This is a genomic window from Terriglobales bacterium, assembly GCA_035651655.1.
In the GTDB taxonomy this organism is placed as follows: domain Bacteria; phylum Acidobacteriota; class Terriglobia; order Terriglobales; family Acidobacteriaceae; genus DASRFG01.
The window spans coordinates 76,160-102,775 of the sequence record DASRFG010000001.1; the positions used below are offsets into that span (position 1 = coordinate 76,160).

At 56.6% G+C, this 26,616-nt stretch carries 21 protein-coding genes; 15 read left to right on the forward strand and 6 right to left on the reverse strand.

Annotated features, from left to right (window positions below; genetic code table 11):
* Positions 1–762: a polyprenol monophosphomannose synthase gene (locus VFA76_00375; GenBank protein HZR30288.1), complete on the reverse strand. Its 762-nt coding sequence runs from the start codon at positions 760–762 to the stop codon at positions 1–3.
* 80 nt (positions 763–842) lie between these two features.
* Here VFA76_00375 and VFA76_00380 point away from each other — a divergent pair, with 80 nt between their 5' ends.
* Together VFA76_00380 and VFA76_00385 are read left to right on the forward strand one after the other, a co-directional pair.
* Positions 843–2,291, forward strand: a complete 1,449-nt coding sequence (locus VFA76_00380) for a hypothetical protein (GenBank protein ID HZR30289.1) — start codon at positions 843–845, stop codon at positions 2,289–2,291.
* Entirely contained in the window at positions 2,276–3,643 is a 1,368-nt protein-coding gene (locus VFA76_00385) for an ABC transporter permease (GenBank protein ID HZR30290.1), read from the forward strand. The genes VFA76_00380 and VFA76_00385 overlap by 16 nt, the downstream gene beginning before the upstream one ends.
* Before the next feature lie 113 nt (positions 3,644–3,756).
* Here the strand turns inward: VFA76_00385 and VFA76_00390 are convergent, their stop codons facing one another.
* Positions 3,757–3,987 carry a hypothetical protein gene (locus tag VFA76_00390; GenBank protein ID HZR30291.1) on the reverse strand — a complete coding sequence of 77 codons (231 nt, stop codon included), beginning with the start codon at positions 3,985–3,987 and terminating at the stop codon, positions 3,757–3,759.
* A 284-nt stretch (positions 3,988–4,271) separates the two neighbouring features.
* On the reverse strand, positions 4,272–4,442 hold the full coding sequence (locus VFA76_00395; protein ID HZR30292.1) for a Trm112 family protein: 171 nt from the start codon (positions 4,440–4,442) through the stop codon (positions 4,272–4,274).
* Between the two features lie 199 nt (positions 4,443–4,641).
* Between VFA76_00395 and VFA76_00400 the strand changes: the two genes are divergently transcribed.
* The 12 genes from VFA76_00400 (at position 4,642) to VFA76_00455 (ending at position 19,186) form a co-directional block, all read left to right on the forward strand.
* Positions 4,642–5,592: a bifunctional 5,10-methylenetetrahydrofolate dehydrogenase/5,10-methenyltetrahydrofolate cyclohydrolase gene (locus tag VFA76_00400; GenBank protein HZR30293.1), complete on the forward strand. Its 951-nt coding sequence runs from the start codon at positions 4,642–4,644 to the stop codon at positions 5,590–5,592.
* 1 nt (position 5,593) lies between these two features.
* Positions 5,594–6,226, forward strand: coding sequence for a dephospho-CoA kinase (gene coaE, locus VFA76_00405; protein HZR30294.1), 633 nt, complete (start codon positions 5,594–5,596; stop codon positions 6,224–6,226).
* 125 nt (positions 6,227–6,351) lie between these two features.
* Complete coding sequence (locus VFA76_00410) at positions 6,352–7,491, forward strand: trypsin-like peptidase domain-containing protein (GenBank protein ID HZR30295.1); 1,140 nt, start codon at positions 6,352–6,354, stop codon at positions 7,489–7,491.
* 109 nt (positions 7,492–7,600) lie between these two features.
* Positions 7,601–8,182 (forward strand): plastocyanin/azurin family copper-binding protein, encoded by a 582-nt coding sequence (locus VFA76_00415; GenBank protein HZR30296.1) that lies wholly within the window; start codon positions 7,601–7,603, stop codon positions 8,180–8,182.
* Between the two features lie 204 nt (positions 8,183–8,386).
* Entirely contained in the window at positions 8,387–10,126 is a 1,740-nt protein-coding gene (gene ggt, locus VFA76_00420; protein HZR30297.1) for a gamma-glutamyltransferase, read from the forward strand.
* Between the two features lie 25 nt (positions 10,127–10,151).
* Positions 10,152–10,985, forward strand: coding sequence for a sugar phosphate isomerase/epimerase family protein (locus tag VFA76_00425; protein HZR30298.1), 834 nt, complete (start codon positions 10,152–10,154; stop codon positions 10,983–10,985).
* An 81-nt stretch (positions 10,986–11,066) separates the two neighbouring features.
* A complete protein-coding gene (gene asnS / locus VFA76_00430) occupies positions 11,067–12,419 on the forward strand; it encodes an asparagine--tRNA ligase (GenBank protein ID HZR30299.1) in 1,353 nt (450 codons plus the stop codon).
* A 110-nt stretch (positions 12,420–12,529) separates the two neighbouring features.
* A complete protein-coding gene (gene rocF / locus VFA76_00435) occupies positions 12,530–13,501 on the forward strand; it encodes an arginase (protein ID HZR30300.1) in 972 nt (323 codons plus the stop codon).
* Positions 13,502–13,664: 163 nt separating this feature from the next.
* Entirely contained in the window at positions 13,665–14,861 is a 1,197-nt protein-coding gene (locus VFA76_00440) for a D-alanine--D-alanine ligase family protein (protein HZR30301.1), read from the forward strand.
* A gap of 274 nt (positions 14,862–15,135) precedes the next feature.
* Complete coding sequence (locus VFA76_00445) at positions 15,136–17,703, forward strand: tetratricopeptide repeat protein (protein ID HZR30302.1); 2,568 nt, start codon at positions 15,136–15,138, stop codon at positions 17,701–17,703.
* 95 nt (positions 17,704–17,798) lie between these two features.
* Positions 17,799–18,179: a hypothetical protein gene (locus VFA76_00450; protein HZR30303.1), complete on the forward strand. Its 381-nt coding sequence runs from the start codon at positions 17,799–17,801 to the stop codon at positions 18,177–18,179.
* A 146-nt stretch (positions 18,180–18,325) separates the two neighbouring features.
* Positions 18,326–19,186 (forward strand): TIGR00730 family Rossman fold protein, encoded by an 861-nt coding sequence (locus VFA76_00455; GenBank protein ID HZR30304.1) that lies wholly within the window; start codon positions 18,326–18,328, stop codon positions 19,184–19,186.
* 76 nt (positions 19,187–19,262) lie between these two features.
* Here VFA76_00455 and VFA76_00460 read toward each other — a convergent pair whose 3' ends face one another.
* Positions 19,263–19,907 carry a hypothetical protein gene (locus VFA76_00460; protein ID HZR30305.1) on the reverse strand — a complete coding sequence of 215 codons (645 nt, stop codon included), beginning with the start codon at positions 19,905–19,907 and terminating at the stop codon, positions 19,263–19,265.
* 616 nt (positions 19,908–20,523) lie between these two features.
* Between VFA76_00460 and VFA76_00465 the strand changes: the two genes are divergently transcribed.
* Complete coding sequence (locus VFA76_00465) at positions 20,524–20,829, forward strand: hypothetical protein (protein ID HZR30306.1); 306 nt, start codon at positions 20,524–20,526, stop codon at positions 20,827–20,829.
* 189 nt (positions 20,830–21,018) lie between these two features.
* Here the strand turns inward: VFA76_00465 and VFA76_00470 are convergent, their stop codons facing one another.
* Both VFA76_00470 and VFA76_00475 read right to left on the reverse strand, forming a co-directional pair.
* Positions 21,019–22,836 (reverse strand): CRTAC1 family protein, encoded by a 1,818-nt coding sequence (locus tag VFA76_00470; protein HZR30307.1) that lies wholly within the window; start codon positions 22,834–22,836, stop codon positions 21,019–21,021.
* A gap of 93 nt (positions 22,837–22,929) precedes the next feature.
* Positions 22,930–26,460 (reverse strand): carboxypeptidase regulatory-like domain-containing protein, encoded by a 3,531-nt coding sequence (locus VFA76_00475; GenBank protein ID HZR30308.1) that lies wholly within the window; start codon positions 26,458–26,460, stop codon positions 22,930–22,932.
* Positions 26,461–26,616: the final 156 nt, after the last annotated feature.

A 26,616-nucleotide genomic window follows, 5' to 3' on the forward strand; every position in this document is an offset into this window, starting at 1 on the left:
CTAGGGCTCGCGCCAGAGACGTTCCAGCAACCTCAAATAATGCCAGCCCGTGCTGAGGTCGGCTTTGCTGCTTCCGGCCTGCCGCAGGCCGAACACAAAGGGCACCTCGGCGACGGAGCGGATGCGTCCTTTGACCAGTATCTCCAGCAAGATCTTGAAGCCCTCAGGCTGAAGTGAAATGCCATCGAGGGAGGAACGGCGGACCAGGAAGAAGCCGGAAAGCGGATCCTTCACACGGATTCCAGGCCGCTGAAAGGGCCAAGCCAAACGCGTGCTGATTTTAGAGAGCAGCCGACGAATGAGATTCCATTCGCGCATTCCTCCGGGAGCTGCATAGCGACTGGCAATTACCAGGTCGTGGCCAGCTTGCATTGTTTTCCAAAGTTCAGGCAAAACCTCCGGCGGATGTTGCAGATCGGCGTCTATCACTCCCAGGACCTCAGCCTGGCTGTGCCGCCAGCCATGAGCGATGGCTCCCGCCAACCCGCGCTGGTTCTGCCGCAGTAAAAGCCTGACCCGAGTATCTTGCTGGGCGACGTGCTTGACGATGGATTCTGTTCCGTCGCGACTATCATCATCAATTACAATAAGTTCATAGTTGATATCCAAAGGGTCCAGGCTGCCGCGAATGCGCTCGAGCACAGCCTTGATGTTTTTTGCCTCGTGAAGCGTAGGTATCACGACGGCCAGCTGGGGCACTGGACCAGGGGGAATCGGCGTCTCATCTAATGGACCAACAGCAAGTTGTCGAACGTCCTTCATACCGGAAATTCAGAACGATTCTAAAGCTTCCCCAAAGAGGGAGCCATTCCGAACAAAGTACATCCTGGCGAGATTTGGGATTGCTGCTACTCATCACGGTGGCGGCAATTCTGGTGCAGGGGTACCACCCCGGCGTAGAGGACGCCGAAATTTACCTGCCGGGGATCCTGAAAGTCCTTCATCCGGATTTGTATCCGTTTAACCAGGGCTTCTTCGCGTCGCACGCGCACATGACGCTGTTTCCGAATCTGATTGCGTGGTCGGTACGAATTTCTCACATTCCGTTGGATTACGCGCTGCTGCTATGGCAGATGGCGGCGATTTTTTTGCTACTGCTGGCGTGCTGGCATATCGGGCGGCTGTGCTTTAACAGTGTCCGGGCCCAATGGGGCGGAGTTATCTTGGTGGCGGCACTTTTGACGATACCGGTCGCCGGGACGTCGCTGTACATCATGGACCAGTACTTGAACACTCGTTCGCTTTCTGCGCCCAGCGTCCTCTTTGCCATCGTGAATGCTATAGAACATAAATGGAAACGTGCTGGGCTGTGGCTGTTGTGCACGGGCTTGATTCATCCTCTGATGGTGGTGTTTGGCCTGGCCTATGTGGCAATCGTGATGGGGATGGAAATTATCAGTGCCGGCGCACCCCATCGCCTGTACGGGCGGGTGTCGACGGCGATGGCAATTCTGATTCTCCCCATGGGATTATTTCCCCCAATGACCCAGGCCTATCATGAGGCCCTGGTCACGCGTGAATATTTCTTCCTGCTGCGCTGGCAGTGGTATGAGTGGCTGGGGATATTCGCGCCGCTGGTGCTCTTGTGGTGGTACCAGCGAATTGCGCGACGTCACGGGCTGTCAACGCTGCAACGGCTGAGCTCGGCGCTGATCGCTTTCGGAAGCGTCTTCTTCGTAATCTCATTGATCATCACAGTCCCCAGGCGCTTTGAGAACCTTACGCTGCTGCAACCCATGCGAGCATTATTCTTGCTTTACATCCTGCTATTCGTGTTTACCGGGGGAATGCTCGCAGAATGGGTGCTAAAGGCGGAGGTCTGGCGCTGGCTACTGCTTTTCGTTCCACTCTGCTTTGGTATGTGGTATGCACAGCGACAGTTGTTTCCAGCCACTCCACACTTGGAGTGGCCCTGGAGCGTGCCACAAAATCCCTGGGTTAGGTCTTTTCTGTGGATCAGGGACAACACACCGAGGGCCGCTTATTTTGCTCTGGATCCCGACCACATGGGGATGGCAGGTGAGGACCAGCACGGCTTCAGAGCAATTGCGCAACGGAGCATGCTGGCGGACAATCTAAAGGATAGCGGCGCTGTAACCATGTTCCCCAAGCTGGCAGAGTTATGGAAGCAGGAGGTGGAGGCGGAACAGGGGTGGAAGCACTTCGGATTGGCCAATTTTAAGCAACTGAACTCGCAGTTCGGCGTAGATTGGGTAGTAGTGGCAAGCCCGGTTAGCGGATTGCCGTGTCCTTATCACAATGAGGCAGTAGTTGTATGTCAGATCAAGTGAGCACGCCGATGGTGGAGACGAGAGTCGCGGAGAACAATGCGACGAGCGTTCACTCGCTGCCGGTGTCTCAGGCTGCGGACACTCACGCGTCCAATCAGAGGGTCGGCGTTGCACCGATTGCGAGACGAGTGGTACGCAATCCTCCTGAACTATGCCTGGGCGAGGTATTCAGCTTCGCCTACGAAACTTTTACCAGCAATAAGGTGCGGTTTGCGCTGACCGCTTTGGGAATGATGATCGGGACGGCCTCACTGATCCTGGTAGTTACCATCGGACTCACGGGGAAACAATACATTCTGAAGTTGATCCAAGGAATCGGGTCGAACCTGGTTTATGCGGAGTATGAGGGGGGCAGCACCCATGTCAACAAAGCGGCGCTCGACCCCATGACTATCAATGATATGAATGCGGTGCAACAGCAGGTGCCGGGCATTACCGCTGCGTCACCGGTGGTCAACCTTACCGATCGCATCGTCCTCCCCGGTGGCAAAGAGCGTGACATTCTGGTCCTAGGAGTGGAGCCTCAGTACCAGACAATTCGAAACGTTGACGTGATTTCCGGCCGTTTCTTTGACCATGAAGACGAACAGGCCCGCAACAAGGTGGCGGTGCTCCAGCAAAAATTGGCGACCAAGCTTTATGGGTCACCGGATGCAGCCATCGGACAGAATTTGAAGCTAAGTAACCTTCCATTTACCGTAATTGGGACCTTCAAAGAGCGGGTTGAAACCTTCGGAATGTCCGAGGTCACCGAGGACACGATTCTCATTCCTTACACCGTGAGCCGATACTTCACCGAAGGAGCAATCGTCAAGCAGATTTACTTCACAGTATCCGACGCAGCCGATGTACCGCGGGTGACGCAGGAGGCGCACCGGATTATTCAATCCCGCCACCGTCCAGAGTCGGTGTATGCCGTCAATAACCTGACACAACTGCTGGACGTGGCCACCAAGACGGCAAATGCGTTGACATTGGTGCTGCTTCTGATCGCCATGGTCGTCCTGCTGGTGAGTGGCATTGGGATCATGAACATTATGTTGGCCACGGTGAGTGCTCGAATCCGCGAAATCGGGATTCGCAAAGCGGTGGGCGCGACGAAACGGGAAATCAAGTATCAGTTTCTGGCTGAGGCCATCCTTATTTCTCTCATCGGCGGCATTGTTGGAATCGCCATTGGTCTGGCCTTGCCATTTTCGGTGCGCTTTTTGACTAGTTACCGGCTGCCGGTCTCGGGATTGTCGGCGGTAATTGCCATCGTGGTATCTACCATGGTGGGGGTGCTGTTTGGCACCGTCCCGGCGACCCGCGCCGCGCAACTGGATCCGGTGGAGAGCCTGCGGTACGAGTAGCAGAGCCTTCCCACAAACCTCACCAAGAACGAACGATTTATCGGGTTTAAATAAGAAAGCCGGGCTGGTTGGCCCGGCTTCAGTTTGTGGTGGAAGAATCCACTTGGGACTACTTACATCACAAGAGCAATAGTTTCCAGTTCCTTCTGAATCACCTCAAGAGAGCAGCCTGCGCCCTCGACCCGGCTGGCTGCATCACGAGCTGCCTCAGGCGATACTCCGTAGCCGCGACCTATCAGGAACACTTGCAAGAGTTCGGCGGCTTCGCGGCAATCAATGCCGCCCTGCAACAGGTCATTACGCAGTGCTGCAAGCTCGGTACCGGAAAACTTCTCAATCGCCATACCGTCACCTCCGACCCGTGCTTCTCCTTAATTAGACTCCGTTGACCCTATCATCGTTGCGTGCAATTTGCTCTCCAAAGCCAATAATTTAGATGAGTTTTTCAACAGGGAGTCACATATCAAGGTAAACCCTTGTAGCTACCTGAAGTTGCGACGCCAAGGGGAAGTGGAGAGAGCACTGTTGGTCGGCTTCCCATTAGGCCGGGGTGGCACAAGCGCGTCAACCTGACCCAAATTGACGTTTACGTGCCACGAAATGCCACTCTGGAACGGCGCGGCCTGTTTTACGATTTCTCGACCACGGCTTCGTCAATCAAAAGGATAGGGATGCCATCACGAATCGGGTACACACGATGGCACTGCGCGCACTTCAAGCTTTGACCCTCGTCTTTTAAGACAAGGGGTTTCTTGCAGGCGGGACAGACCAGAATGTCGAGCAAATCCTGCGGAATCATGGGCCGATTCTACACCGGGGGCACGCGTAAGGGCCGACACTCCTATTGCGGAAATGGCGGACAAGAGTGTCCGCCCCAAAACGATCGCCGCAGGCCGCACGGCTGAAAGCCGTGCTCTTCCACGTTGGTGCGATCAATCCACCCGTTTGGTTTAGAATTCGATCACGTTCGCGGGCTGAATTTTAGGTTGCGAGGATCCATGGCCACCATTCTGGATGGCAACAAAATCGCGGCTGAGATAAGAGCAGAGGTCGGGGAAGAGGCGCGTCTTCTGACGGCAGCCGGAATGCGCCCGGGACTGGCGGTGGTCCTGGTGGGGAACAATCCCGCGTCTGAGGTTTACGTCCGCGGCAAAGTAAAGGCTTCAGAAGAGTTAGGAATCTACAGCGAGAAACATACCCCGCCGGAATCGGTGAGTACGAGGGAGCTTCTGGAGCTGGTCCACAGCCTGAACCGGCGCGACGAAATTGATGGCATCCTGGTTCAGTTGCCGCTTCCAAAGCAGGTGGATTCTAAAGCCGTGCTGCTGGCCGTGGATCCAGCGAAGGACGTGGACGGGTTTCATCCCATGAACGTTGGGTTCCTCTCTACGCAACGCCCGGGACTGGTTCCGTGCACACCCGCCGGGATTGTGGAGATTCTAGAGCGGAGCCAAATCCCGGTTGCTGGGCAAGAAGCAGTGGTCGTAGGCCGCAGCGACATCGTGGGCAAGCCAACGGCAATGCTTTTAATCAATCGCAATGCCACCGTGACCGTCTGCCACTCGAAGACCCGTGACCTGCCGGAAGTATGCCGCCGGGCCGATATCCTGGTGGCGGCGATCGGTCGCGCGGGAATGATCACCCGCGATTTCGTCAAATCAGGCGCCACCATCATTGACGTAGGCATGAACAAGATTACCGACAAGGCTGAGTTCGAGCGCTTTTTCCGTGGCAATGAAAAGCGGGAGCAGGCGTTTGCCAGGAATGGGTCAGTGCTGATGGGCGACGTACACCCAGAGGTGGCAGAAGTGGCGGGAGCCTTGACCCCGGTACCGGGGGGCGTGGGGCCGCTGACTATCGCCATGCTGATGTCGAATACCGTGAAAGCGGCGAAGATGCGCCGCGGCAGTCGCTTGCGGGAAGCGGCACTCTCGCTGGAGCGCGGGTGACGTGCTGCGCGTCGGCCTGACCGGCGGGATCGCATGCGGCAAGACGACAGTAGGCGAGATGCTAGCCAAACGCGGCGCCCACGTGATCCAAGCCGACCTCATCGCCCACGAACTGATGCAGCCAGGACAAGCGGTATATGAGGAAGTGGTCCAGCATTTCGGACGCGAAATCCTCGAACCGGACGGGAAAATTAACCGGCAGAAGCTGGCGACCCTGGCATTTGCCACTGATGTCGCCGGGTCGCGCGTGCAGGAACTGAATCGCGTTGTGCACCCGGCGGTGATTAAGCGCCAGGAAGAATGGATGGAAGAGGTCGGAAGGCGGGAGCGGGACGCGATCGTGGTAGTAGAAGCGGCCCTGATTGTGGAGGCGGGAGTCTCCAAGCGCTTCGACAAGCTCCTGGTGGTCACCTGCCGGCCGGAACAGCGCAGCGAAAGGCTCGCCAAAAGACTGCATTGGGACGCGGAGAGGGCCCGAGCAGAGGTGGCGCGTCGCATGGCGGCGCAGACACCCGAAGAAGAGAAGGTGCAAGCCGCGGATTTCGTGATTGACAACTCGGGAACGTTGGCGGAAACCGAGAAGCAGGTCGAACGAGTCTTTCGGGAGCTGCAAATAGTGGCCGCGCGCCGGTAGACTTTCTGGTTCCGGTTGACACAATCCAGCGTGGACAATCTAACATCCAGGTTCCGTTTGTTTCTGCCCGACTGTTCAGGCAGTCGGTTCCAATGATTTGTTTAAATAGGCAAGAAAGAGGATTTATGCGCTTGTTACGACCCATCATCTTCGCCCTGCTGATCGCAGGAGCGTTCTACTACTTCACCACCCACGGACGAGGCCGGATAACCGCAGCGAACTGGATAGCGAATCCGAGCAAAGTGGAGATCACCGAGGCAGCGGGGCCGGAAGGCGTCGACGCCGAAGAGCAAAACAACATCTCGGTATATCGCAAGAACATACCGGCGGTGGTCAACATTACGTCACGGGCGCTGACCTTTGACTTCTTTTACGGAGTGATGCCGCAGGAAGGCCAGGGTTCTGGATTCGTAATTGACAAGGAAGGACATATCCTCACCAACTACCACGTGGTGGCGGACGCGCAAGAAGTGGACGTCACCATGCACAATCGCAAGAAGTATCGCGCCAAGGTGGTGGGCAAGGATCCGACGCATGACTTGGCGGTCCTGCAGATTTCCGCACCGAATCTGGTATCCGCGGTGCTGGGTGATGCGCAGAATCTTCAGGTCGGACAGAAGGTGTACGCCATCGGAAACCCATTCGGCTTGAATGGAACCTTGACCACCGGGATTGTGAGCTCAATCCGTTCAGTGCGCGAGCCCAACGGAGCCACGATTGATAAGGCGATCCAGACGGATGCCGCCATAAATCCGGGAAATTCGGGCGGGCCGCTGCTGAATTCTCACGGTGATGTAATCGGGATCAATACCATGATCCTCGGCTCGACTGGGCAAAGCTCAGGTATTGGCTTTGCGATTCCTATTAACACTGCGAAGGCGGTGCTCAATGACTTGGTAACTCTGGGCCGAGTGCGTCGGCCGGCGTTGGGCATCCGCAGCTTGCCGATCGGGCCGGAACTGGCGGCAGAATTGGGACTTCCCGCCGACAACGGCGTGTTGATCATCCAGGTAGTTCCGGGAGGAGCAGCAGAGCGAGCGGGGTTGCGGGGCGGAAGCGAGCGGGCTTATCTCGGAAACACCCCGATCATGCTGGGCGGGGATTTGATTGTGGGTATAGACGGGAAAGACATCATTGATCAGCAGGACCTCTCCGACGTAATGAACCAGCATCGCGCAGGAGACACGGTGCGAGTGAGCATCTTCCGCGGAAAGCGGAAAATGGAAGTCCCCGTCACTTTGGGGGAAGCGGACCGGCAAACCTAAGCCTTCGGAGCGTGTGACGGCGATCACATACCCTGGTGATGGTTGCCGTGGGCAAGGCTTTGGTTCTTCTCCTATTCTGATACCGCGTTTATAAGAATGAGGAGGATAGATGAAAAGCACTATTCTGGTAGCAATTGCTTTCTTACTCGCAACCGGTCTGTTTGCCAGTGCTGGAACCCTAAGCGGCAATGTGAAGGCTGGCGCCGGGCCGACGGTTGTATATCTGGAAACTTTGGTAAAGCAGTCATTCCCCCCGCCTACCACGGCCTACAAAGTAGACCAGAAGGGCATGAAGTTCATCCCCGACATGCTGGTCATCCCACAAGGAGCTACGGTCGAATTTCTAAACAATGACAATGACGCGCACAATGTAAGCTGGCTGGCAGTCGGAGGCGACAGGAGATTGGCCCGCAATCTCGGAACGTTCCCGAGAGGGCAGACGGCGTCGTGGAAATTTGATCACCCCGGGGCGATCCATATTGTGTGCAATCGCCACTCCGATATGCTGGCGACCATCATTGTTACGCCCACCCCATACTTCGCGCAGCCGGACCAGATCCTGGGCGACTACTTCATCCAGAATGTGCCCGATGGGCAGTACAAGCTGACGGTATGGCACAACGGCAAGACCACGACCAAGGACGTGACCGTGGCTGGAAATACGAAGGCCGATTTAGCCCTAACCCAGTAGTTTCAAGTTTCAGGTTTCGAGTTCGAGATGATATTGAGGGCTTGAAACCTGAAACTGAAAACCTCTTTACCCATTCCGTGCGCTCTTCAGTCCACAAATTTGACTCTCTCTAGGGGTGTGGGCTAGCCTCAAAGGTCTGCTCAGGACATCATGCTCTGCCTGTGCTGGCATGTGATTCTGCGCTGAGCGGAATCTCCCGCATACATGAGATCCCATTGCAAGTTATTGACTGCGCTGCTGCTAATGCTGGTGGCCGGGGCTGCGCCGCGACCGCTGGTCGCATCCATGCAGCCGGCGCACGCGAGCCACGCTATGGTGGTGAGCGTTCATGGGCTGGCGTCGCAAGCTGGAGTTGAGGTACTGCGCAAAGGTGGCAATGCAGTGGATGCCGCGGTAGCTACGGGTTTCGCGCTCGCGGTGGTGCATCCTGACGCAGGAAACATCGGCGGGGGCGGCTTCATGCTGATCCGCATGGCAGATGGCGCTACTCACTTTTTGGATTACCGCGAGAAGGCGCCGGCCAAAGCCACCGCCAACATGTACCTGGACGCGCAAGGGAACGTCATTCCCGGCGCCAGCATCGTCGGCTATAAAGCTGTGGGAGTACCCGGGTCGGTCGCAGGAATGGCGGCCGCAGAAAAGAAATATGGAAAGTTGACCTTGGCGGAGGTAATGGCTCCAGCCGTCCGGCTTGCCCGCCAGGGATTTGCTTTGACCTGGGCGGAAGCCGATGGCATGCACGACCAGGATTTAGGAAAATTCCCGGAGTCGCGGCGGATCTTCCAGCGGGACGGCAATTACTACACAGCCGGCGAAGTCTTCCGGCAACCCGAGTTGGCGAACACACTGGAGCGGATTGCCCGGAACCCAGACGATTTTTACCACGGAGAAATCGCGCGGCAGCTTGCGGCAGCGGTACAAAAGGGCGGCGGGCTGATTACCGCTGAGGACCTGGCGGCTTATCAGGTGAAGGAGCGGACGCCGATCCAAGGCAGCTATCGCGGGTACGAGATCATTGGCGCTCCGCCTCCGTCCTCGGGTGGAATTGCACTGGTGGAAATGCTGAACATTCTGGAAGGCTACGACCTTTCCAAGCTGGGGCGCGGCTCAGCAGCCACGTTGCACCTGACAACAGAGGCCTTTCGACGGGCATTCTTTGATCGCGCCGAGTTTTTGGGCGACCCTGATTTTTCGAAGATCCCGGTGCCACAACTGGTGGACAAACGTTATGGAGCGGCGTGGCGGGCGACGCTTGATCCGCTGCATGCTACGTTAAGCGCTGACTTGAAACGCCCAGCAGAATTCAATGAACTGGAGCGCTATGCGGCCTCTCATCCGCAGCCACTTGCCAGTCGCGAGCCTGACCAGACTACCCATTATTCTGTGGTGGACGCGGCGGGAAATGCGGTTGCGGTGACCACCACGTTGAATGATGATTTTGGGTCGAGGGTCACGGTGCCGGGTTTGGGTTTCTTGCTCAACGACGAGATGGACGATTTCTCGTCCAAGCCCGGCGTGCCGAATATTTATGGGTTGATTCAAGGGCCGGCAAACGCGATTGGCCCCGGCAAGCGTCCGCTTTCGGCAATGACCCCGACCATCGTGCTGAGGGACGGCAAACTGTTTCTGGTGCTGGGGTCGCCGGGAGGTCCGCGGATTATTACGACCGTTGCCAATATTCTTATGGGGATGGTTGATTACGGCATGAATATTCAAGAGGCCGTGAATGCACCCCGCTTCCACCATCAGTGGTTGCCGGACACGGTTTACCTGGAGAAGGGCTTTTCGCCAGATACGGTCAGCCTGCTGGGGAAAATGGGCCACAAAGTGGAGCAAGAAGACTACTGGAGCGACGGTGAGTGCATCGCGATTGACCCGAAGACGGGCGAGCGCTTGGGCGCGACGGACGAGCGGAATGCGACCGGCAAAGCGGTGGGGTATTGATTACTAGTCCGAAGGACAAGACTGAATGCTGAGAGCGATGTCCACGTACGTTTACGTAAAGCAGCGGCTGCATCCTGGGCTGCTGGAAACGCTGACCCGTGGTGGCGCGCAGGCGATTGAAATCTTTGCCGCCCGCCAGCATCTCGACTATGCCAACCGCAAGTCGCATGTTCGCGAGATCGCACAGTGGTTCCAAAGCACCGGCGTGCCCTTGAACTCAGTCCACTCCCCCATGTTCTCCGATTACGACTTCGGGCGCAGCGGCTCGCCGCCGGTGAATATCGCCGACACTGACCGCGCACGGCGTATTGAGGCGATGGATGAGATCAAGCGGGCCCTGGAGATAGCCGAGCAGATCCCGTTTCGCTTCCTGGTGCAACACATCGGGAATGGCGGCGAGGAGTTCAGCGACAAGAAAATGGAAGCCGCGATGACTTCCATCGAGCATCTGCGCGCCTTCGCGAAGCCGCTTGGAGTACAGATTCTAGTGGAGAACATTCCAAACGAACTCTCCACACCCGAGAAGCTGGTGGAGTTTATCCGCGCCAGCCATCTCGAGGATGTAGGAGTGTGCTTTGATGTCGGACACGCGCATCTCGCAGGCGGGGTGGTGCAGGCCTTTGAAATCCTGAAGGACCATATTCGATCCACGCATGTGCACGATAATGCCGGCGACCGCGATTCGCACCTTTGGCCCACGGAAGGGAGCATTGATTGGACGGAGGCCATGGGTGCGCTGGGCTCGGCTCCGCAAGTGCCGCCCTTACTGATGGAAATTGATGGGGAAGATAAGACCGACGTGTCTAAGCAAATGAGCGAGGCCTTCCGCACATTGGAACAGGCGGCGGGCAGAGCGTAGGGTCAAAGGCGAGCTGCGCTCGCCCCCACAGGCGAGGGCGCCTGTGGGCACGTACTCTGAGGAGTAGAGAGATTTATTGTTATGGGTGAAGCGGAAAGAGTAACGGTGACGCAGGCCCCGGTGGCGTCCATCGCGGAGATCGGAAGGCACGAGGGACAGTCTGTCACCGTGCGCGGATGGCTCTATAACCTGCGAGAGAGTGGCAAGCTGTTGTTTCCAATTTTTCGAGACGGGACGGGTGTGATCCAGGGAGTGGTGGCCAAGAATGCAGTCTCACCTGAAATATTCGATGCAATCAAGGGCCTCACCCAGGAATCGAGTGTAATCGTCGAAGGAAAAGTGCGGGCCGACAAGCGCGCTCCCGGCGGATATGAGCTCGACGTGAGCGATGTGCAGGTGGTGCAGAAGGTGCCTGAGTCCGAACCCTACCCCATTTCGCTGAAGGAGCATGGGGTCGAGTTCCTCATGGACCATCGGCACTTGTGGGTGCGAACTCCGCGGCAGGCGGCGATTTTGCGCTTGCGAGCGGAGATCATCAAAGCGGCGCGTGATTTCTTCGATGATCGCGGTTTTGTGCTTACCGATCCTCCCATATTGACTCCCGCAGCCTGCGAAGGGACATCCACTCTTTTTCCCGTGGATTATTTTGAAGATCAGGCGTTTCTAACGCAGTCCGGTCAGCTCTATATCGAGGCGACCGCGATGGCTCTGGGCAAGGTGTACTCGTTTGGCCCAACTTTCCGCGCTGAAAAGTCCAAGACCAGACGCCATCTGACCGAGTTCTGGATGGTAGAGCCAGAGGTCGCTTATGCGACCCTCGACGACATCATGGAACTGGGTGAGGGACTGATCAGCTTTATCGTAAAGCGATGCCTGGAGCGTCACCAGGAAGACCTAAAAACGATTGGCCGTGACGTCAGCAAATTGGAGAAGATCACACCGCCTTTCCCCAGGCTCAGCTATGACGAGGCGGTGAAAATGCTCCAAGATGCGCATGCCAAAGGCGCGCTGGAAGCCAAATTCGAATGGGGTGGAGACCTGGGCGCGCCGGACGAAACGTATCTTTCTGCGCAATTCGAGAAGCCGGTGATGGTGCATCGCTATCCCGCCAAGGTCAAGGCGTTCTACATGGAGCCTGACCCGCAGCGGCCGGAGCTGGCGCTGTGCGTGGATGTGCTGGCTCCTGAAGGGTACGGCGAAATTATCGGTGGCTCGCAGCGTATTGGGTCTTACGAACTGCTGCGAAAACGCATCCAGGAGCACGGGCTTCCGGAAGAGGCATTTAAATGGTATCTGGACCTGCGCAAATATGGAGGCGTGCCACATTCCGGCTTCGGTATGGGAATCGAACGTGTGGTGGCCTGGCTCTGCGGATTGGAGCACGTGCGCGAGACGATTCCGTTTCCCAGGATGCTGTACCGCATGTATCCGTAAGGCGTTGCGAGTTTCCAGTTCCGGTCGCGGGAGTGTTGAAACTCGCAACCTGAAGCTTGATTCTTTTGGTGTTGACCCTCAGAAGGTTTTGACTCGCAGTAAGGAGATTGATGAACGACGTTGCTTCGAAGCAACCGGGAGCTGTGGCTGTGGCCACAGCGTCAAATATTATCCCCAGGAAGATTCGTGTGATCGGCGTGCCACTCGACCTGGGGCAGTCGCGGCGCGGGGTGGACATGGGACCGTCAGCGGTACGAGTGGCTGGGTTGGAAGCCCGCCTGGAAGGTCTCGGCCACGTGGTGGAAGATGGCGGAAATATTAGCGTCGCTATCGCTGAGCAGAAGAAGGAAGGCGATCCTCACGCCAAATATCTGAAAGAAATCACGGCCACGTGCACAAAGCACGCGGAGCTGGTGGTTAAGACGCTGGAAGCGGGCAAAGTGCCGGTGGTACTTGGTGGTGATCATTCCGTGGCTGCGGGGACGGTGGCGGGGATCGCAGAATTTCACCGCCGACAGGAGCAGAAGATTGGCTTGGTTTGGATTGATGCGCACGCGGACATCAACACACCGGAGACATCGCCCAGCGGCAACGTGCATGGCATGCCGTTGGCGGCAATCGTTGGACTGGGGCCACCCGAACTGGCCAACATCTTCGGCTTCTCCCCCAAAGTTGCACCGGAAAACTGTGTGATTGTGGGAGTGCGCGACATTGACGCCACGGAAAAGGAGAACATCCGGAAGACCGGGGTTGAAGTCTTCACCATGCGCGACATTGATGAGCGAGGCATGCGAGCCGTTATCGAAGAAGCGCTGCGCATGGCGGGCCGGGGCACTACCGGGTATCACATCTCCGTGGACATGGATTGGATTGATCCTGAAGATGCGCCTGGCGTGGGCACCCCGGTCCGCGGCGGCGCGACTTACCGGGAAGCGCACCTGGCCATGGAAATCATCGCCGACCACGCCCGCATGCTGGGATTCGAGATTGTGGAGGTCAATCCGGTGATTGATGAGCACAATCGGACGGCAAACCTGGCAGTAGAGCTGGCACTCTCCGCCTTCGGGAAGAAGATTCTCTAAGGCCCACTACTGCCTATATCCTGAAAGCGCCGCAACCTCGGTCGGGGCAAACCCGACCTTGCTAACGGTCGAACGACGTATAACCGTGGTAATACCTCCGCGCAGTGACGTCGCCCTGACGGCACGGTAATATGCTCATATCTTTTCCGAATCTATCTAACCGATGAATAAGATCCGAGTGGGCATTCTTTTCGGTGGGCGAAGCGGTGAGCACGAAGTTTCCTTGCTATCGGCGGCCTCGGTTATCACTGCGATTGACAAGCAAAAGTACGACGTGGTCCCGATCGGTATCAGCAAGGAAGGCCGCTGGCTGGTAGCAGGCCATGCCGAGCGGATGCTGAAGGGAAACAATCCCGGACAGCAATTGCGCGCCGGAGACCCCGGGGCGACGCCTGGGGCCGCTGTCCTGGCCAGAGGCGAGCAGATCGTAGTACCACCGGTGCCGGTGCGGGCAGGCGGTTCATTGCAGCCCTTCCAACCTGATGGCAACACGGCGCAATTAGCAAGACGCTGGAGCGACCACACCATCAACGTAGATGTGATCTTTCCCGTGCTTCACGGCACCTTTGGGGAGGACGGAACCATCCAGGGGCTGCTGGAACTGGCAGACATCCCCTACGTCGGCGCGGGCGTGCTGGGCTCGGCGGCGGGCATGGACAAGGACATTATGAAGCAGCTTTTCATCGCGGCCGGACTGCCCATTGTGAAGCACGTGACCGTGCTGCGACATCACTGGGAGACCAACCCTAAGCGAGTTCAGAAGCTGATCGAGAGCAAGCTCAAATATCCGGTTTTCATTAAGCCGGCCAATCTGGGTTCGTCAGTAGGAATCACAAAAGTGCACGGGTGCGGAGAGCTGGCGAGCGGCATGAATGCTGCCGCTGCTTACGATCGCAAGATCGTCATCGAGGAAGGCGTGGGCGGAAAGAAGCAAAAAGCGCGCGAACTGGAGTGCTCGGTCCTGGGCAACGATGAGCCACAGGCGTCATTGCCGGGGGAAGTCGTCCCCATTAAAGAGTTCTACGACTATGCTGCGAAGTATCTGGAAGCAGGCTCAGAGCTGATCATTCCCGCCAAGTTGAACAAAGGGCAGACCAAAAAAGTGCAGGAGATGGCGACTGCCGCTTTTCGGGCGGTGGACTGCGCCGGGCTGGCGCGGGTGGATTTCCTGATGGATCCACGAAGCAAGAAGATCTACGTGAATGAGATCAATACTATGCCGGGATTTACTGCCATCAGCATGTATCCCAAGTTGTGGGCAGCGTCAGGGGTCCAGTATCCAGAACTGATTGACCAACTGATTGTTTTGGCGCTAGAGCGCCACGCCGAGAAGATGAAAACCCGATTTACCCGGGAATAGGCCAGCGACGTAAGACAAAACCTTCGCACCAAAACCCCAAGAGAAGATGGCCGCCGCCCGGGCCGGCATGATCCCCGGCAGGCTCGGATCAGAGGAATGCCCGAGAACAGCCTTGTTTGCCCGTTAGATATAGAGCTTTGACGCGGCGGAACCATGGGCCAATCATGCTTAGGTGCCGTTAGTAACATTGGGGTGAGCAGGTGACTGTGGTACTTTACGACCAGTTTCACGGTAATCACTTTTCTGCAGTTCTGTGTTCGGAGTCCGCAGCGCTATGGCTTTTGGTTTTGGTTTCAACAAGACGAAGGTCCTCAGTGCGGCCGAACGCTACATCCAGCAAGGCAAGCTGCAAAACGCCATTGCGGAGTACGAGAAGGTCGTAAAAGCAGACCCTAAAGACCTCACCGTTCTAAATACCATCGGGGACTTGTACGCCCGAATTGGACGGACCGACCAGGCGATCTCCTTCTTCCGCAGCGTCGGCGATACCTATGCCACCCAGGGCTTCACCGTAAAAGCCATCGCCATGTACAAGAAGCTCACCAAGCTCAAGCCGAGCCTGGAGTGCACTCTGCGCCTCGCTGATCTGTACGCTCAGCAAGGGCTACAAAACGATGCGCGTGCACAGTACATGCTGGTGGCCGATCAGCTATTGAGAAGCGGCCAAACCGAGCAAGCGGTCCGGATATTTCAAAAGGTCCTGGACATTGATCCCGAAAATGTTCCGCTGCAACTGCGGCTGGCTGAAGTGCATGTTCGCCTTGAGAACAAGCAAGAAGCCATAAAAATCTTGTGGCGCAGCGTGGAAGTCCTGAAAGCGCGCAAAGCTCATAAGGAAGTGGAAGCGGTGGTTCAGAAGCTGCTGGAACTTGATCCTTCTGACGCCCATGCATTGCTGGCGCGCGCGAATGCCGCTCTGGAGGCAGGAGAGACAGGCAGCGCCATTAAAGCCCTGCAAGGTATCAAGAACATTGATTCACTTTCTGATGGGTTGCGGCTTCTGGCCCGGGCTTATATTGCGGCCGGTAGGACCGCAGATGCGAGCACGGCAGCGAAAAAACTTCTCAGCCAATACCAGGACCACAGTGCCCTGGTCATGTACGCAGATGCACTGATGAAATCGGGCGAGCACGAAGAAGCGCTGCGTACTTATCATCAGTTCGCCGACCAACTGTTTGCCGGCAAGGCAGATGAGATCATACAAAATCTGAACGCCTCCATTCCGCTGGTCGAGGGCAACCGGGCGGCACTTGAACTTCTGCGGGAGCTCTATGAACGAGCCGGCGAGAATGTCCATTTATCTGAGGTAACTGAATTACTGGCCGAGGCATGCAAACAGGCCGGCGATACCGACCGCGCCCGCGACCTGCACTTGCAAGTGGCGGCTGTGGAGCCGCAGGAACCCGCGGCCACGCATGAGCAATACCATGGCATTGGCGAAGCAGGATCGAAGATCGCCGGCAAGTCGGAAGATGAACCCGGCCCGGTGGTCCTGGACGATCTGAATACGAGTGCCCCACCGGTGGAACAGAAATATCCAGAGGCGCTGGCCACCGAGCTTCACCAGGCCATCACCGATGCCGATCTTTATATTTCTTATAAATCGCCGGAAAAAGCGATGCCGGCGTTAGTGGCGGTACTTCCCAAGGCTCCGAATGACGTGCCCATCAACCAACGACTGGCGGCGTTACATGTTCGCGCCGGCCGGCTGGACGAGGCTGCTGAATGCTGCCGCACGCTAGAAAGCGCCTATGCGCAAGCCGGCCACCGCGAGTATGCGACCAAGTATGGCAAGCTCGCCGATAGGTTTGATAAGCAACGTTCAGCGTCGGTGGTGAGGGAGCCTGCGGAGCCGGTTGCGGCTCCAACGCAAGAGATCGATCTTTCGCACGAGTGGGAAGGCAGCACTGACGTTACCGAGGCAGCGAAGACAGAATCCCATGCGCCGGCAAAGGCCGATGCCGCGGAGCTAGTAGAAGAGATCAAGTTCTATATTGAGCATGCGATGTGGGAGGAAGCGGAAACAGGAGTCGCAAAGTGCGCGGCGGAATTTCCCAAACTGCCTGAATTGACTGATCTGCGCGCGCTCCTGGCCGCCAAGACCTCTGCCAAGCCGGGCATCGCTACGGGAAAGCCGGCTCCGGAAAAGCCGGCCCCAGAAAAGCCTCTCGCGAAAAAGCCCGCCGACAAAGGCGCGCTTGGCGATCTGGCAATGGCATTAGAAGATGCGTTGCCGCAGGAATTTGCTGTTCCCGCTTCGCCCGCACCAGCGCGCGCAGCGGCGGCTGCGGCTGGAGCGCAAACCGCGGTCATGCAGGCGCCCGTTGTCGCGCCCGCGCCCGCGCCAGCACCACCGGTGACTGTCCGAGCGGCCACGCCGCACCTGGACACATCAGACTTGAGCGAGATTTTCAGCGAATTCAAAGAAGGACTCGAGGAAAATGCCGGTCCCAGCCAGGATGAAGATCCGGAGACGCACTACAACCTGGGTGTAGCTTTCAAGGAAATGGGCCTTATGGATGAGGCCATCGGAGAGCTGCAGAAAGTATGCCAGGCGGTTGAGCGTGGCCAAGCATTCTCTAACGTCATGCAGGCGTATACCTGGCTGGCTCAGTGCTTTCTGGAAAAAGGAGTACATCCGGCGGCGATCCGCTGGTATGAAAAGGCATTGACAATTTCGAACATCGACGAAGAAGCCCGTACTGCTCTACACTACGAGTTGGCTGCTGTGTATGAGGCCTCAGGCAATAAACAATCCGCGCTCAGCCATTTCATGCAGGTTTATGGCAGCAACATTGATTATCGTGATGTGGCGGAACGCATCAAAGCCTTGAAATCGTAATCGCGGCCCTAACGTCGTAAAATCAATCAAACAGCTTTCATAGCGGCGAACCTTGAGGCACCTGCCTGTCGTATGCTGTTTGAATGGAGAGTGGTGTGACTTCGAATCCGGACCGGCTAACCAGAAGCGATCGCTGGGGTGCACTGGCCAACCGCCCGGAGGAGCGCGAAACTCCCAACAACTCCACCGCCACTGGACTGGAGCCCCAGCCGGAACCGATGCCCCAGTCAGAAGTGTGGGCGCGACGGCTGTCGCTAATTCTATTCATGCTGATTTGCCTCTTGCTGGGGACAGTTTTGGCGGTGCTTCCGTGGACGCTCTGGTGGTCGGAGAACAACCTGCTGTTTCGTTTTCCAGCGTTACGTTCGATAGCACTGAGCCCATTTGTGAAGGGAATTGTTTCGGGTCTGGGACTTATAGATGTCTGGATTGGAATCTGGGAGGCAGTGCGAAACCGGGCTCCCCACCCCAACTAACGTGCTTGCTCTCGGCCACTTTTCCGCAGCAATCTCTGCCCCAGCGTGGAATTATTAATTAGCTCTTGATTCGAGGAAATGCGTTGAAGACAAAGTCTGAGCAGCCAACTGACAAATCTCCTGAGAGACTCGCAACTCCGGCCTCGCTGCTTCATCGGGCGCCGCTGGCCTACGAAAATAAGAATTTCCTGCATAGTCCGGACGGGCGCGCCCTGCGCATCCTCTCGGAATATTACGAGCCGCTGGCCCGCTTCCGCCGAGAGCAGATACAGGACACGGTGGTTTTTTTTGGATCGGCGCGCTTTGTTAGTTTGTCCGCCGCGGAAAATGCGCTGGTGCTGCTGGAAAAACCTGGATCCGCGCGGCCAGCCCCGCCTGAAGAGCAGACCAAAGTACAAAGGGCGCGGGCGGCAGTGGAGATGGCGCGCTATTACGAAGACGCCCGCCGCATGGCCTCTATGCTCACCAACTGGTCTTTGCAGATTCCCGCCAAGCGCCAAAGATTTGTGGTCACCACCGGCGGGGGGCCGGGGATCATGGAGGCCGCCAATCTGGGCGCGCGCGAGGCCGGCGGCAAGACGATTGGGCTCAACATTCGGCTGCCTTATGAACAAATGCCGAATCCTTACATTACTCCCGAGCTCAACCTCGAATTCCATTACTTCTTCATGCGTAAGTACTGGTTTGCTTATCTTGCCAAAGCGCTGGTGATTTTTCCCGGTGGCTTCGGCACTTTTGACGAGCTGTTTGAAATTCTCACCCTGGCCCAGACAGAGAAACTTGCAAAGAAGATCCTGGTGATTATTTACGGCAAGGATTACTGGAGCCGGCTAATAAATTTTGATGCCATGGTGGAATCGGGGACAATCTCGCCCGAGGACTTGAATTTGTTTCGTATAGTTGACTCGCCAGAAGAGGGTTTTGAGTTTCTGCGCGACGGACTTACCAAATTCCATCTCGGCCCGCAGCGGCGGGAGACACCGGAAATCGCGAAAACGAGGCCGTGAACTATTGCCGGCAACGTACTTCAATTAGACGAGGTGGATGGTGTAGGGCGGACACTCTTGTGCGCCAAAACGCTGACTATGCGGCGGGCCGAATTTCCTGACCGCCAGGTTTCGACTTCTGCTCCACCTGCTTCTCTACCCTCTTGATTTCTACTCTTTCCTTCTTGATGTCGAGCCGAAGATGGCCGTAGAGGCTCATGTATTGATTCGCGACCCACACCAGCGCCAAAGCAGCGATGAGGTAGCCACGCCAGTCCGGCAATAGCAGCTTGTAGCGGGTGATGGCCAGAAACAAGATGGTCACGTAGTTGCTGAAACAAAATTCGCAGGTGAATAAGAAGAAGAATTTTCGTCGTAAGACGGACGACGCCTGCTCGCTTTGGCGAACGCAATATTCCCTGGGTTCACGAAAGATTTCCTCGTGGGTAACGGTCCAGCTGATGGTGGCGATGGGGAGAGCCAGCAGGAAGAGCCAGATGATCTGGGCGGCGAGGGGCATCAGGGATGAGATGCAGTTCCGGCGCAGGGGTGTGCCGCCCCCCCGGGGTTGGACCTGGTCGGCAAGATCAAGCAGGTCACCGACCCCACCCGGCACGTACGGCTCGCTTACGACAACATGGGACGCCTGACCGGCACCAGCACGCAGTCCTCGTTCCTGCCAGGGCTGACCTACAATGTGGTGTACAACTATGACACCGGTCGCGGGATCGTAATACCGCATCCTGTACTCATAAATTGCAGTCTCGGACCACTGGAATTTCACAGTGGAAAGCACGCACTGGGGGCTTCATCGCGTCGCCATAGGCAATTCTTCCAATCCATCGGACCCGGCTGTCATCTGTGACTCTTGGGCGAACACGAGCATCACGGTTCCGAAGCACTAGCGGAGATAGGCAGGGATCGAGAGTATGCAAAAAAGCGTCAGGGTGGCGGTCACGATACTTTTTGGGCTCTTTGCTCTTCCCGCGCTGATATTCGGCTTCTATCTTGTCGCCTGCTCAGTCCGCATCCACACGACTGAGGTCTACTACGTCGAGTATCCGTATCTTGCCGTGGGTGCAGGCTTAGTGACGCTCGGAGCTGGCATTTTCTGCTGCGCTTTTTATGGTACATCGCGCAAGGGTTTTTACAGACTTCTTCTCCCTGTTGGAGCTGCACTCGGGTTGTCGATCCTCGTGTACATCCCAGATGGGATACCGCATGTGCACCGGAGCATGATTCAAGACTCTAACTACTTGTCGAGTGTCCATTCATTCCTTGGTGTTTGGCATGACGCCAACCACAGATTCCCAAAGAACGAGGCCGAGTTCTTGGATGCCCTGAGGAGGGGCCGCGAAATGTGGCAGAATCGTGTGAAATCGCCGCCCACGGAGAGCTGCTACTCTCAGAGAGGACATCGGATCCTTTACCAAATCGTTGTCGTAAACGATGCATCTGGGCCACGTTTGGACAATGTGTCGGATCGTCCGGGCGTGATCTACTACGCGGTTTCGAGTGACCAACAACAGTACTGGGTCACGATGACGGGGCTGCTCACAGACACATCCTCTGCCGCAACCCTGAAGAAGCTGATCGATCGACCGAACGAGAAGTTGCTGGTCGTTTCGCCGTCAGGCTACGACTACCCAAGTCCCGGGCACTGAGGATCTGCCCGCTTTGCATGGTCAGTTGTGGATGGTTTACACGCAGAGGGGCGTAGTCTGAGGCGATCTTCTTAACCTAAGCGGAGGCACTGAAATTCGGTGACGTCCCTGAGAGCCTCCCCAGGGCTTACGCGCTGGGCCAAAAGCTATGCCGCCTTAGCGGGCTGGGTTCGTGCTCTCACCCAGACGTTATCTCAACCGCTGTGGATCAGCGGCCGTGATGCCGGGTGTGGGCAGCGGTTGCGATTGGCTGATTCCACGTCCCTCTACAATTGTATAAATGGCATCGGCTGCAACACTGCGTAGCGTTTCCACTTTGCCACTGGGCCAATTGACCTGCACAGAATCTATGGTGGTGTTGCCGCCCAAGCCGAAATGTAAACGCAAATCGTTTTGCGAAAGATAGCTCGATCCGCCGTGCACTTCGTCCATTTGGACCATCTTTCCGGTGTGCACGGTCACACGCGCACCGACTGCGGCACGGTTGCTCTTGGTGCCGACCAGCTTCAACAACACGCGATGGTTGCGGCTGTCGTTGTGATTCATCAGCACGGTTGGAGATCCGTCCATGTTCAGCACCACTACGTCAACATTGCCATTGTTGGTGATATCGCCGAGGGCGGCGCCGCGGCGCGACTGTGGTGGAAGGCCGGCGAGACCGGCGACACTTGAAACTTCATCGAAGGTGCTATCGCCGTTGTTTCTGTAGAGCAGCAGGGGCTGCCGATAAGGAGCGCTGCCGGGAACGGCGTCAATTTGCGGATAGACGTGGCCGTTGGCCACAAAAATATCGGGCCAACCGTCGTTGTCCATGTCGAAAAAGGCGGTGCCCCATCCAACCAAAGGATAGCTGGCCTGGGCCAGCCGGGCCTTCCAACTGATGTCGTCAAAGCCCTCGACGCCGAGGTTGTGGTAGAGATTGTTCACCTGCTCCGCGAAGTTGGTGACGAACATGGAAAACCGGCCACTGTGATCGTAGTCGCCGAAATCCACCCCCATGGAGCCAACCGCCTGGCCATCGGGATCGAGGGCTGCGCCCATCAGCATGGCAACGTCGCTGAAGGTGCCATCGTGATTGTTGTGGTACAGATATTTGGGAGTGGAGTCGTTGGCCACGAACAGATCAGGCCATCCGTCGTTGTCGTAATCTCCCCATACCACACCCAGGCCATAGTATCCCGCGGGATCGCTGACTCCGGCTTTCTTGGAAACTTCTTCGAAAGTGCCGTCCCCGCGGTTATGAAACAGCAGGTCGGTTTCACCGACCATGCCCCACGGGCCACACTGCACGGCTACCGCTTTGTAGCGGCAAAACTGCGCGCTGCCCGGCTCAGGAAGATGATCAATATCAACATGCACGTAGCGTGAGACGAACAGATCCACATTGCCGTCGCGGTCGTAGTCTGCCCACGCTGCGCCGGTGCTGAAGCCGCCGCCGCGCACGCCGGCTCTGTCGGTGACGTCCTCGAAGGTGCAATTGCCCTTATTGCGATAAAGCGCATTTCCGCCATAACCAGTGACATAGAGGTCGAGCTGGCCGTCGTTATCGAAGTCGGCGACGGCAACTCCCATCCCCCAACCTTTGCGGCTGAGTCCGGCGGACTTGGTGATGTCGGTGAACTTGCCGTTGGGTTCCTGGTGATAAAGCGTCACCAAAGGATCGCCACCCTGGCGGTAGCGTTCGACGGTGGAACCATTCACGACGACCAGGTCCGGGCGACCATCATTGTCACAATCGAAAAGGCCGAGACCGCCGCTCATGGATTCAATTACGTAACGTTTATCGGGAGTGGCGATGTGGGGGGCCGTGACGCCAAGTTCAGCCGCGACATCCTCAAACTTGGGCACCGGCACGGAACTGGCAGGCTTCTTCTTCCTTGCGGGGGGCGGAGGAGGTGCTTTGCCGACTACTGGCCCCGCCGCTGGCGGATTCGCGGGCGGCTTCTGGGCGTGCAACAGCGGCGAGCAGACGAGAGCAGCGAGAACCCAAAGGGCGACGGCAGCCATTTTCACGTTGAGACCATTCTAGAACGGGGTCTGGGACAATAAAAAACCCTGGCCACCACATAGTGGCCAGGGCAACGTCTTGATAAGCGACAGCTAGAAAATGAACTTCAATCCGAGTTGGAGGATGCGCGAGAGGTGCGCACCGGACGCGTGAAGGAAACTCGAGCTCGAAAGGCAAGCTCCTCCAAAAGAGCAGTCCAGCGAGTCATTCCCAGTGCCGTTGTTTCCGCCCAGTGGCAACCAGGAGGTGTGGTTGAAAATGTTGAATGCCTCACCCCGGAACTCGACCGCAGCCCGCTCTTTAATGTTAAAGCGCTTGAAAAGCGCCATGTCCACATTTGTACGGCTCGGATTAGTTAATGAGTTTCTGCCCGAGTTTCCAAATGTCAGACCCTGAGGCTGGGCGTATGCAGCCGGATTGTAGATTAACGGCCCCAAACTCGCCTGAGCAGCTGCTGCTTGATCGATTCCGGAACGTGGGTCGCCTACTCGATCGGCATAAGATCCGGTTCCGGTACCGTTCGCCACCCCGGCGCTGTCACCGAAAACAGAGTTGGTTACGCTGAACGGTGTTCCCGTCTGATAACTCACAATGCCAGACCATTGCCAGCCGCCGAGTAGCGTGTTGGTGAGACCGGACCCCTTGAAAAAGGGAAGGTCATAAACGTAGCCGATGTTCAGGATATGTCGCTGATCAAAGTTGGACGTCGCGCGAGTAAACGCAGGATTGAAAGAATTGACGAAGGTACCGTCAAACCGGTCTGAGGAATCGTCAATGGAATGAGAATACGTGTAGGCAAAATTGAGGTGAAGACCGCCCACCGTGTGGCGCAACGAGCTCTGGAAAGCATGGTAGACGGAACTGGCCTTGTTCTCGAGAGAGTTGATATCAGCGTACCCCCGGAATGACCGGAAGAAGTTGGCGTCATCCCCACAGGCTACTCTAAGGTTTTGGAAAGCACGCATGCCGGGAGTTATGGCCACGCCGCTAGGGGTGGTGTTGGTTTTGCACACATTATCGGTGATGACCTCCCCTGGCTTGAACGGGTTGTCACTCAAGGGAACGGGGAGGAGCTGATTGAGATCAACCTGCCGGCCTAAGTGTGTGCCCTTGCTACCGACATACGAAACCGTCGCAACGGTATTCTTCACAATTTCGCGTTGAACATCCAGGTGCCACTGTTGTACGTACGGCCAGATGGCCTCTCGGGGTATAGAGTTTACGGTGAGTGGAAAAATGGCTCCTGCGGCACCAATGCCGTTGTACCCACTTGCTAGCAGTGCCCCCGAGGGACCAAAAGTACTAGCAATGTTGCTTTGAGTAGCAGCCAGAACGCCTGGAGGCGAATTTTCCAGGGACTCAGTGTTCGCTTCATTACCATTGGTCTGCTCAAAGAAGATCCCGTATCCACCTCGGATCGCAGTCTTGCCGTTCCCGGCTGGGTCAAAAGCAAAGCCAAATCGAGGCGCCGGATTGAACAAATGGCCCTCCATGCAGCCATCTGGCGCTCCGCTTACGCCGCATTGAACGATGCCGTCGAATCGGTCTTTGCCTCCTGTAAGGTTGAGCGACCCGTCAGCGTTCAGCGTCGGAGCTGTCGCGAGGTTGTACTTAGTCGGGTCAAAGTTGAAGGCATTGTGGTACCGCTCCTTATAGACACCGTACATGCTAATGCGCATACCAAGGTTGAGGGTCAGCCGATCGGTGACACGCCAGTCATCTTGGAAGTAGGGTTCCAGAGTCTTAGACCGGTTGTAATATTTTACTGCTCGGTTCTGCTGTCCAAATGAAGAGACGTTGCCCATCAACAGATCGGCGAACGCGTTACCGCTACCGACCGTACTGTTGCTACCCCTAAACGTCAGAAATCCACCGACCCCACCTGGCCCTAATTCGCCGCCCAGTTCGTTCTTTTGACGAATGGCAGAGTAGGCGCCGAACTGAAGATTATGGCGGCCCACGATCTTGGTGACGTTATCGCGGAATGTGTATGAGGGATTCGAGTTGTATATGCCATTCGGAATGTACCCGGCATCGATTGCCAAGCTGCCGCCGCCATAAATGTCGCCGGCATCCTGCAGACTTATTCCAGGGATCACGCCGGACCCGGTTCCGAACAACGTTCCCATAGTCATGCTTGCAGGGCGTTTCCAGGCATTAGGGTCGGGGAAGCCAGTGTTGAAAAGAATGATGTGGTCAGTGGTATAGCTGAAGACGAACTCATTCAAGAGGGTAGGCGAAGCAGTGGCGGTCAAGCGCGCAACCACGCTTACGCCCGGGCCTTCGAAATTTGTGCCGATGGTTGGGAGATCGGTGCCGTTAGTCCACAGAGGCACCGCGGTTTGCGTATCCCACGAGTCATGAATGTAGTGGAACATCGCACGCACCTTGGAGTTAAAGTTATGATCCACGCGCAACAACTCTTCCCGCCAATTGGTGGGCTGCACCGGCGCAAGGTTGAAGAAATTTCCAGGTGCATTGGGTTCGGGAATAAGGGGCAGAAGCAGAGCGCCATTAGGATTGATCGGGACCTTGTTCCCGGGGAAAGGAGTGGATGTGCCTGGAATGTGAGGGCACAATCCGTTTAGTGCCGGATTGCTGGATGTACAAATATCGTTGAAATTGCCGGCGCGCTGCGCCACCGAGGGGACCTGAACGTTAAAGGTCTGCCCGGGAACTCGATCCTTACGCCACTCCTGCGACCAGAAGAAGAAGCTCTTGTCTTTCTTGGTATTGTAGACGCCGGGGATAAAAATCGGCCCCCCCACGTTATAGCCATAGTCGTTCTTCTTGTAAGTCGGTACCTTGGACTGAAAATAGTTCCTGGCGTTGAAAGCCTCATTGCGGACGAACTCGTAGACGCTGCCATGAAAACCGCTGGTGCCCGACTTGATCTCAGTCTCAACCGTGCCGGAGCCGTTACGTCCGTATTGGGCACCGTAGTTGGAGGTGAGGACTCGAACTTCCCCGATAGCGTCAATGCTGGGATAAACGTTCAAGGTGGCATTGCTGCCGTTATCCATATTGTCGCCACCGTCGAGCTCCCAGTTGTTGTACTCGGTGCGGCCACCATTGAAACTGAACGCCACATTGCCGTACACGCCGACTGTACCCTCATCCTGACCGGTCTGATTGCTAACTCCCGGAACTAATGTTGCGAGCTGAGTAAAATTCCGCCCATTGAGTTGAAGCTGAGTGATTTGCTTGCCAGTAACCGTACCAGCCAAGTCCGAAGATTGGGTTTCTACTTGCGCAATGTTCTGGCCTTCAACGGTGATCTCGGTTGAGGCCGCACCCACTTGGAGAGTCGCATCCGCGCGATTCTTTCCTCCAATCCGAAGAACAATCCCCTTGGCGGAGTAGTTCCGGAACCCGGAGGCGGAAATATTTAGGTCGTAGGCACCCGAGGGCAAGCCCCCCACCAGATAATCACCGTCAGAGTTGGTTTGTGTAGCGCGATTAATGCCACGCTCCGGACTACTCACTGTGACTTGAGCATTGGCGACGCTGGCGCCGGATGGATCTTTCACACTACCCGTGATCTGGCCGGTGTCTTGTGCTAGAGCGGCGACGGACAACACCAGCAGCGTGACCAACAAACGCAACCAACGATCAGATGTCATATAAACTCCTCCACAGTTTTTGGGGCGCGCAGCGCGCGGCAAACTCGCGAGAATTTCTGAGTCACGGGCAAAAAGGAGAGGCACTGCATCGTTCTTGTCGCAATCCGGACACCAACTGTTTACAAATCGTTAACGCTGGAAGTATGTGGCATAAAC

What these genes read in the sequence shown, in the direction of transcription:
- VFA76_00375 (HZR30288.1), bottom strand. Translation starts at nt 762, where the DNA reads ATGAAGGACGTTCGACAACTTGCTGTTGGTCCATTAGATGAGACGCCG.
- VFA76_00385 (HZR30290.1), top strand. Translation starts at nt 2,276, where the DNA reads ATGTCAGATCAAGTGAGCACGCCGATGGTGGAGACGAGAGTCGCGGAG.
- VFA76_00390 (HZR30291.1), bottom strand. Translation starts at nt 3,987, where the DNA reads ATGGCGATTGAGAAGTTTTCCGGTACCGAGCTTGCAGCACTGCGTAAT.
- VFA76_00395 (HZR30292.1), bottom strand. Translation starts at nt 4,442, where the DNA reads ATGATTCCGCAGGATTTGCTCGACATTCTGGTCTGTCCCGCCTGCAAG.
- VFA76_00400 (HZR30293.1), top strand. Translation starts at nt 4,642, where the DNA reads ATGGCCACCATTCTGGATGGCAACAAAATCGCGGCTGAGATAAGAGCA.
- VFA76_00410 (HZR30295.1), top strand. Translation starts at nt 6,352, where the DNA reads ATGCGCTTGTTACGACCCATCATCTTCGCCCTGCTGATCGCAGGAGCG.
- VFA76_00415 (HZR30296.1), top strand. Translation starts at nt 7,601, where the DNA reads ATGAAAAGCACTATTCTGGTAGCAATTGCTTTCTTACTCGCAACCGGT.
- ggt (HZR30297.1), top strand. Translation starts at nt 8,387, where the DNA reads ATGAGATCCCATTGCAAGTTATTGACTGCGCTGCTGCTAATGCTGGTG.
- VFA76_00425 (HZR30298.1), top strand. Translation starts at nt 10,152, where the DNA reads ATGCTGAGAGCGATGTCCACGTACGTTTACGTAAAGCAGCGGCTGCAT.
- asnS (HZR30299.1), top strand. Translation starts at nt 11,067, where the DNA reads ATGGGTGAAGCGGAAAGAGTAACGGTGACGCAGGCCCCGGTGGCGTCC.
- rocF (HZR30300.1), top strand. Translation starts at nt 12,530, where the DNA reads ATGAACGACGTTGCTTCGAAGCAACCGGGAGCTGTGGCTGTGGCCACA.
- VFA76_00440 (HZR30301.1), top strand. Translation starts at nt 13,665, where the DNA reads ATGAATAAGATCCGAGTGGGCATTCTTTTCGGTGGGCGAAGCGGTGAG.
- VFA76_00445 (HZR30302.1), top strand. Translation starts at nt 15,136, where the DNA reads ATGGCTTTTGGTTTTGGTTTCAACAAGACGAAGGTCCTCAGTGCGGCC.
- VFA76_00460 (HZR30305.1), bottom strand. Translation starts at nt 19,907, where the DNA reads ATGCGGTATTACGATCCCGCGACCGGTGTCATAGTTGTACACCACATT.
- VFA76_00465 (HZR30306.1), top strand. Translation starts at nt 20,524, where the DNA reads ATGTGGCAGAATCGTGTGAAATCGCCGCCCACGGAGAGCTGCTACTCT.
- VFA76_00470 (HZR30307.1), bottom strand. Translation starts at nt 22,836, where the DNA reads ATGGCTGCCGTCGCCCTTTGGGTTCTCGCTGCTCTCGTCTGCTCGCCG.
- VFA76_00475 (HZR30308.1), bottom strand. Translation starts at nt 26,460, where the DNA reads ATGACATCTGATCGTTGGTTGCGTTTGTTGGTCACGCTGCTGGTGTTG.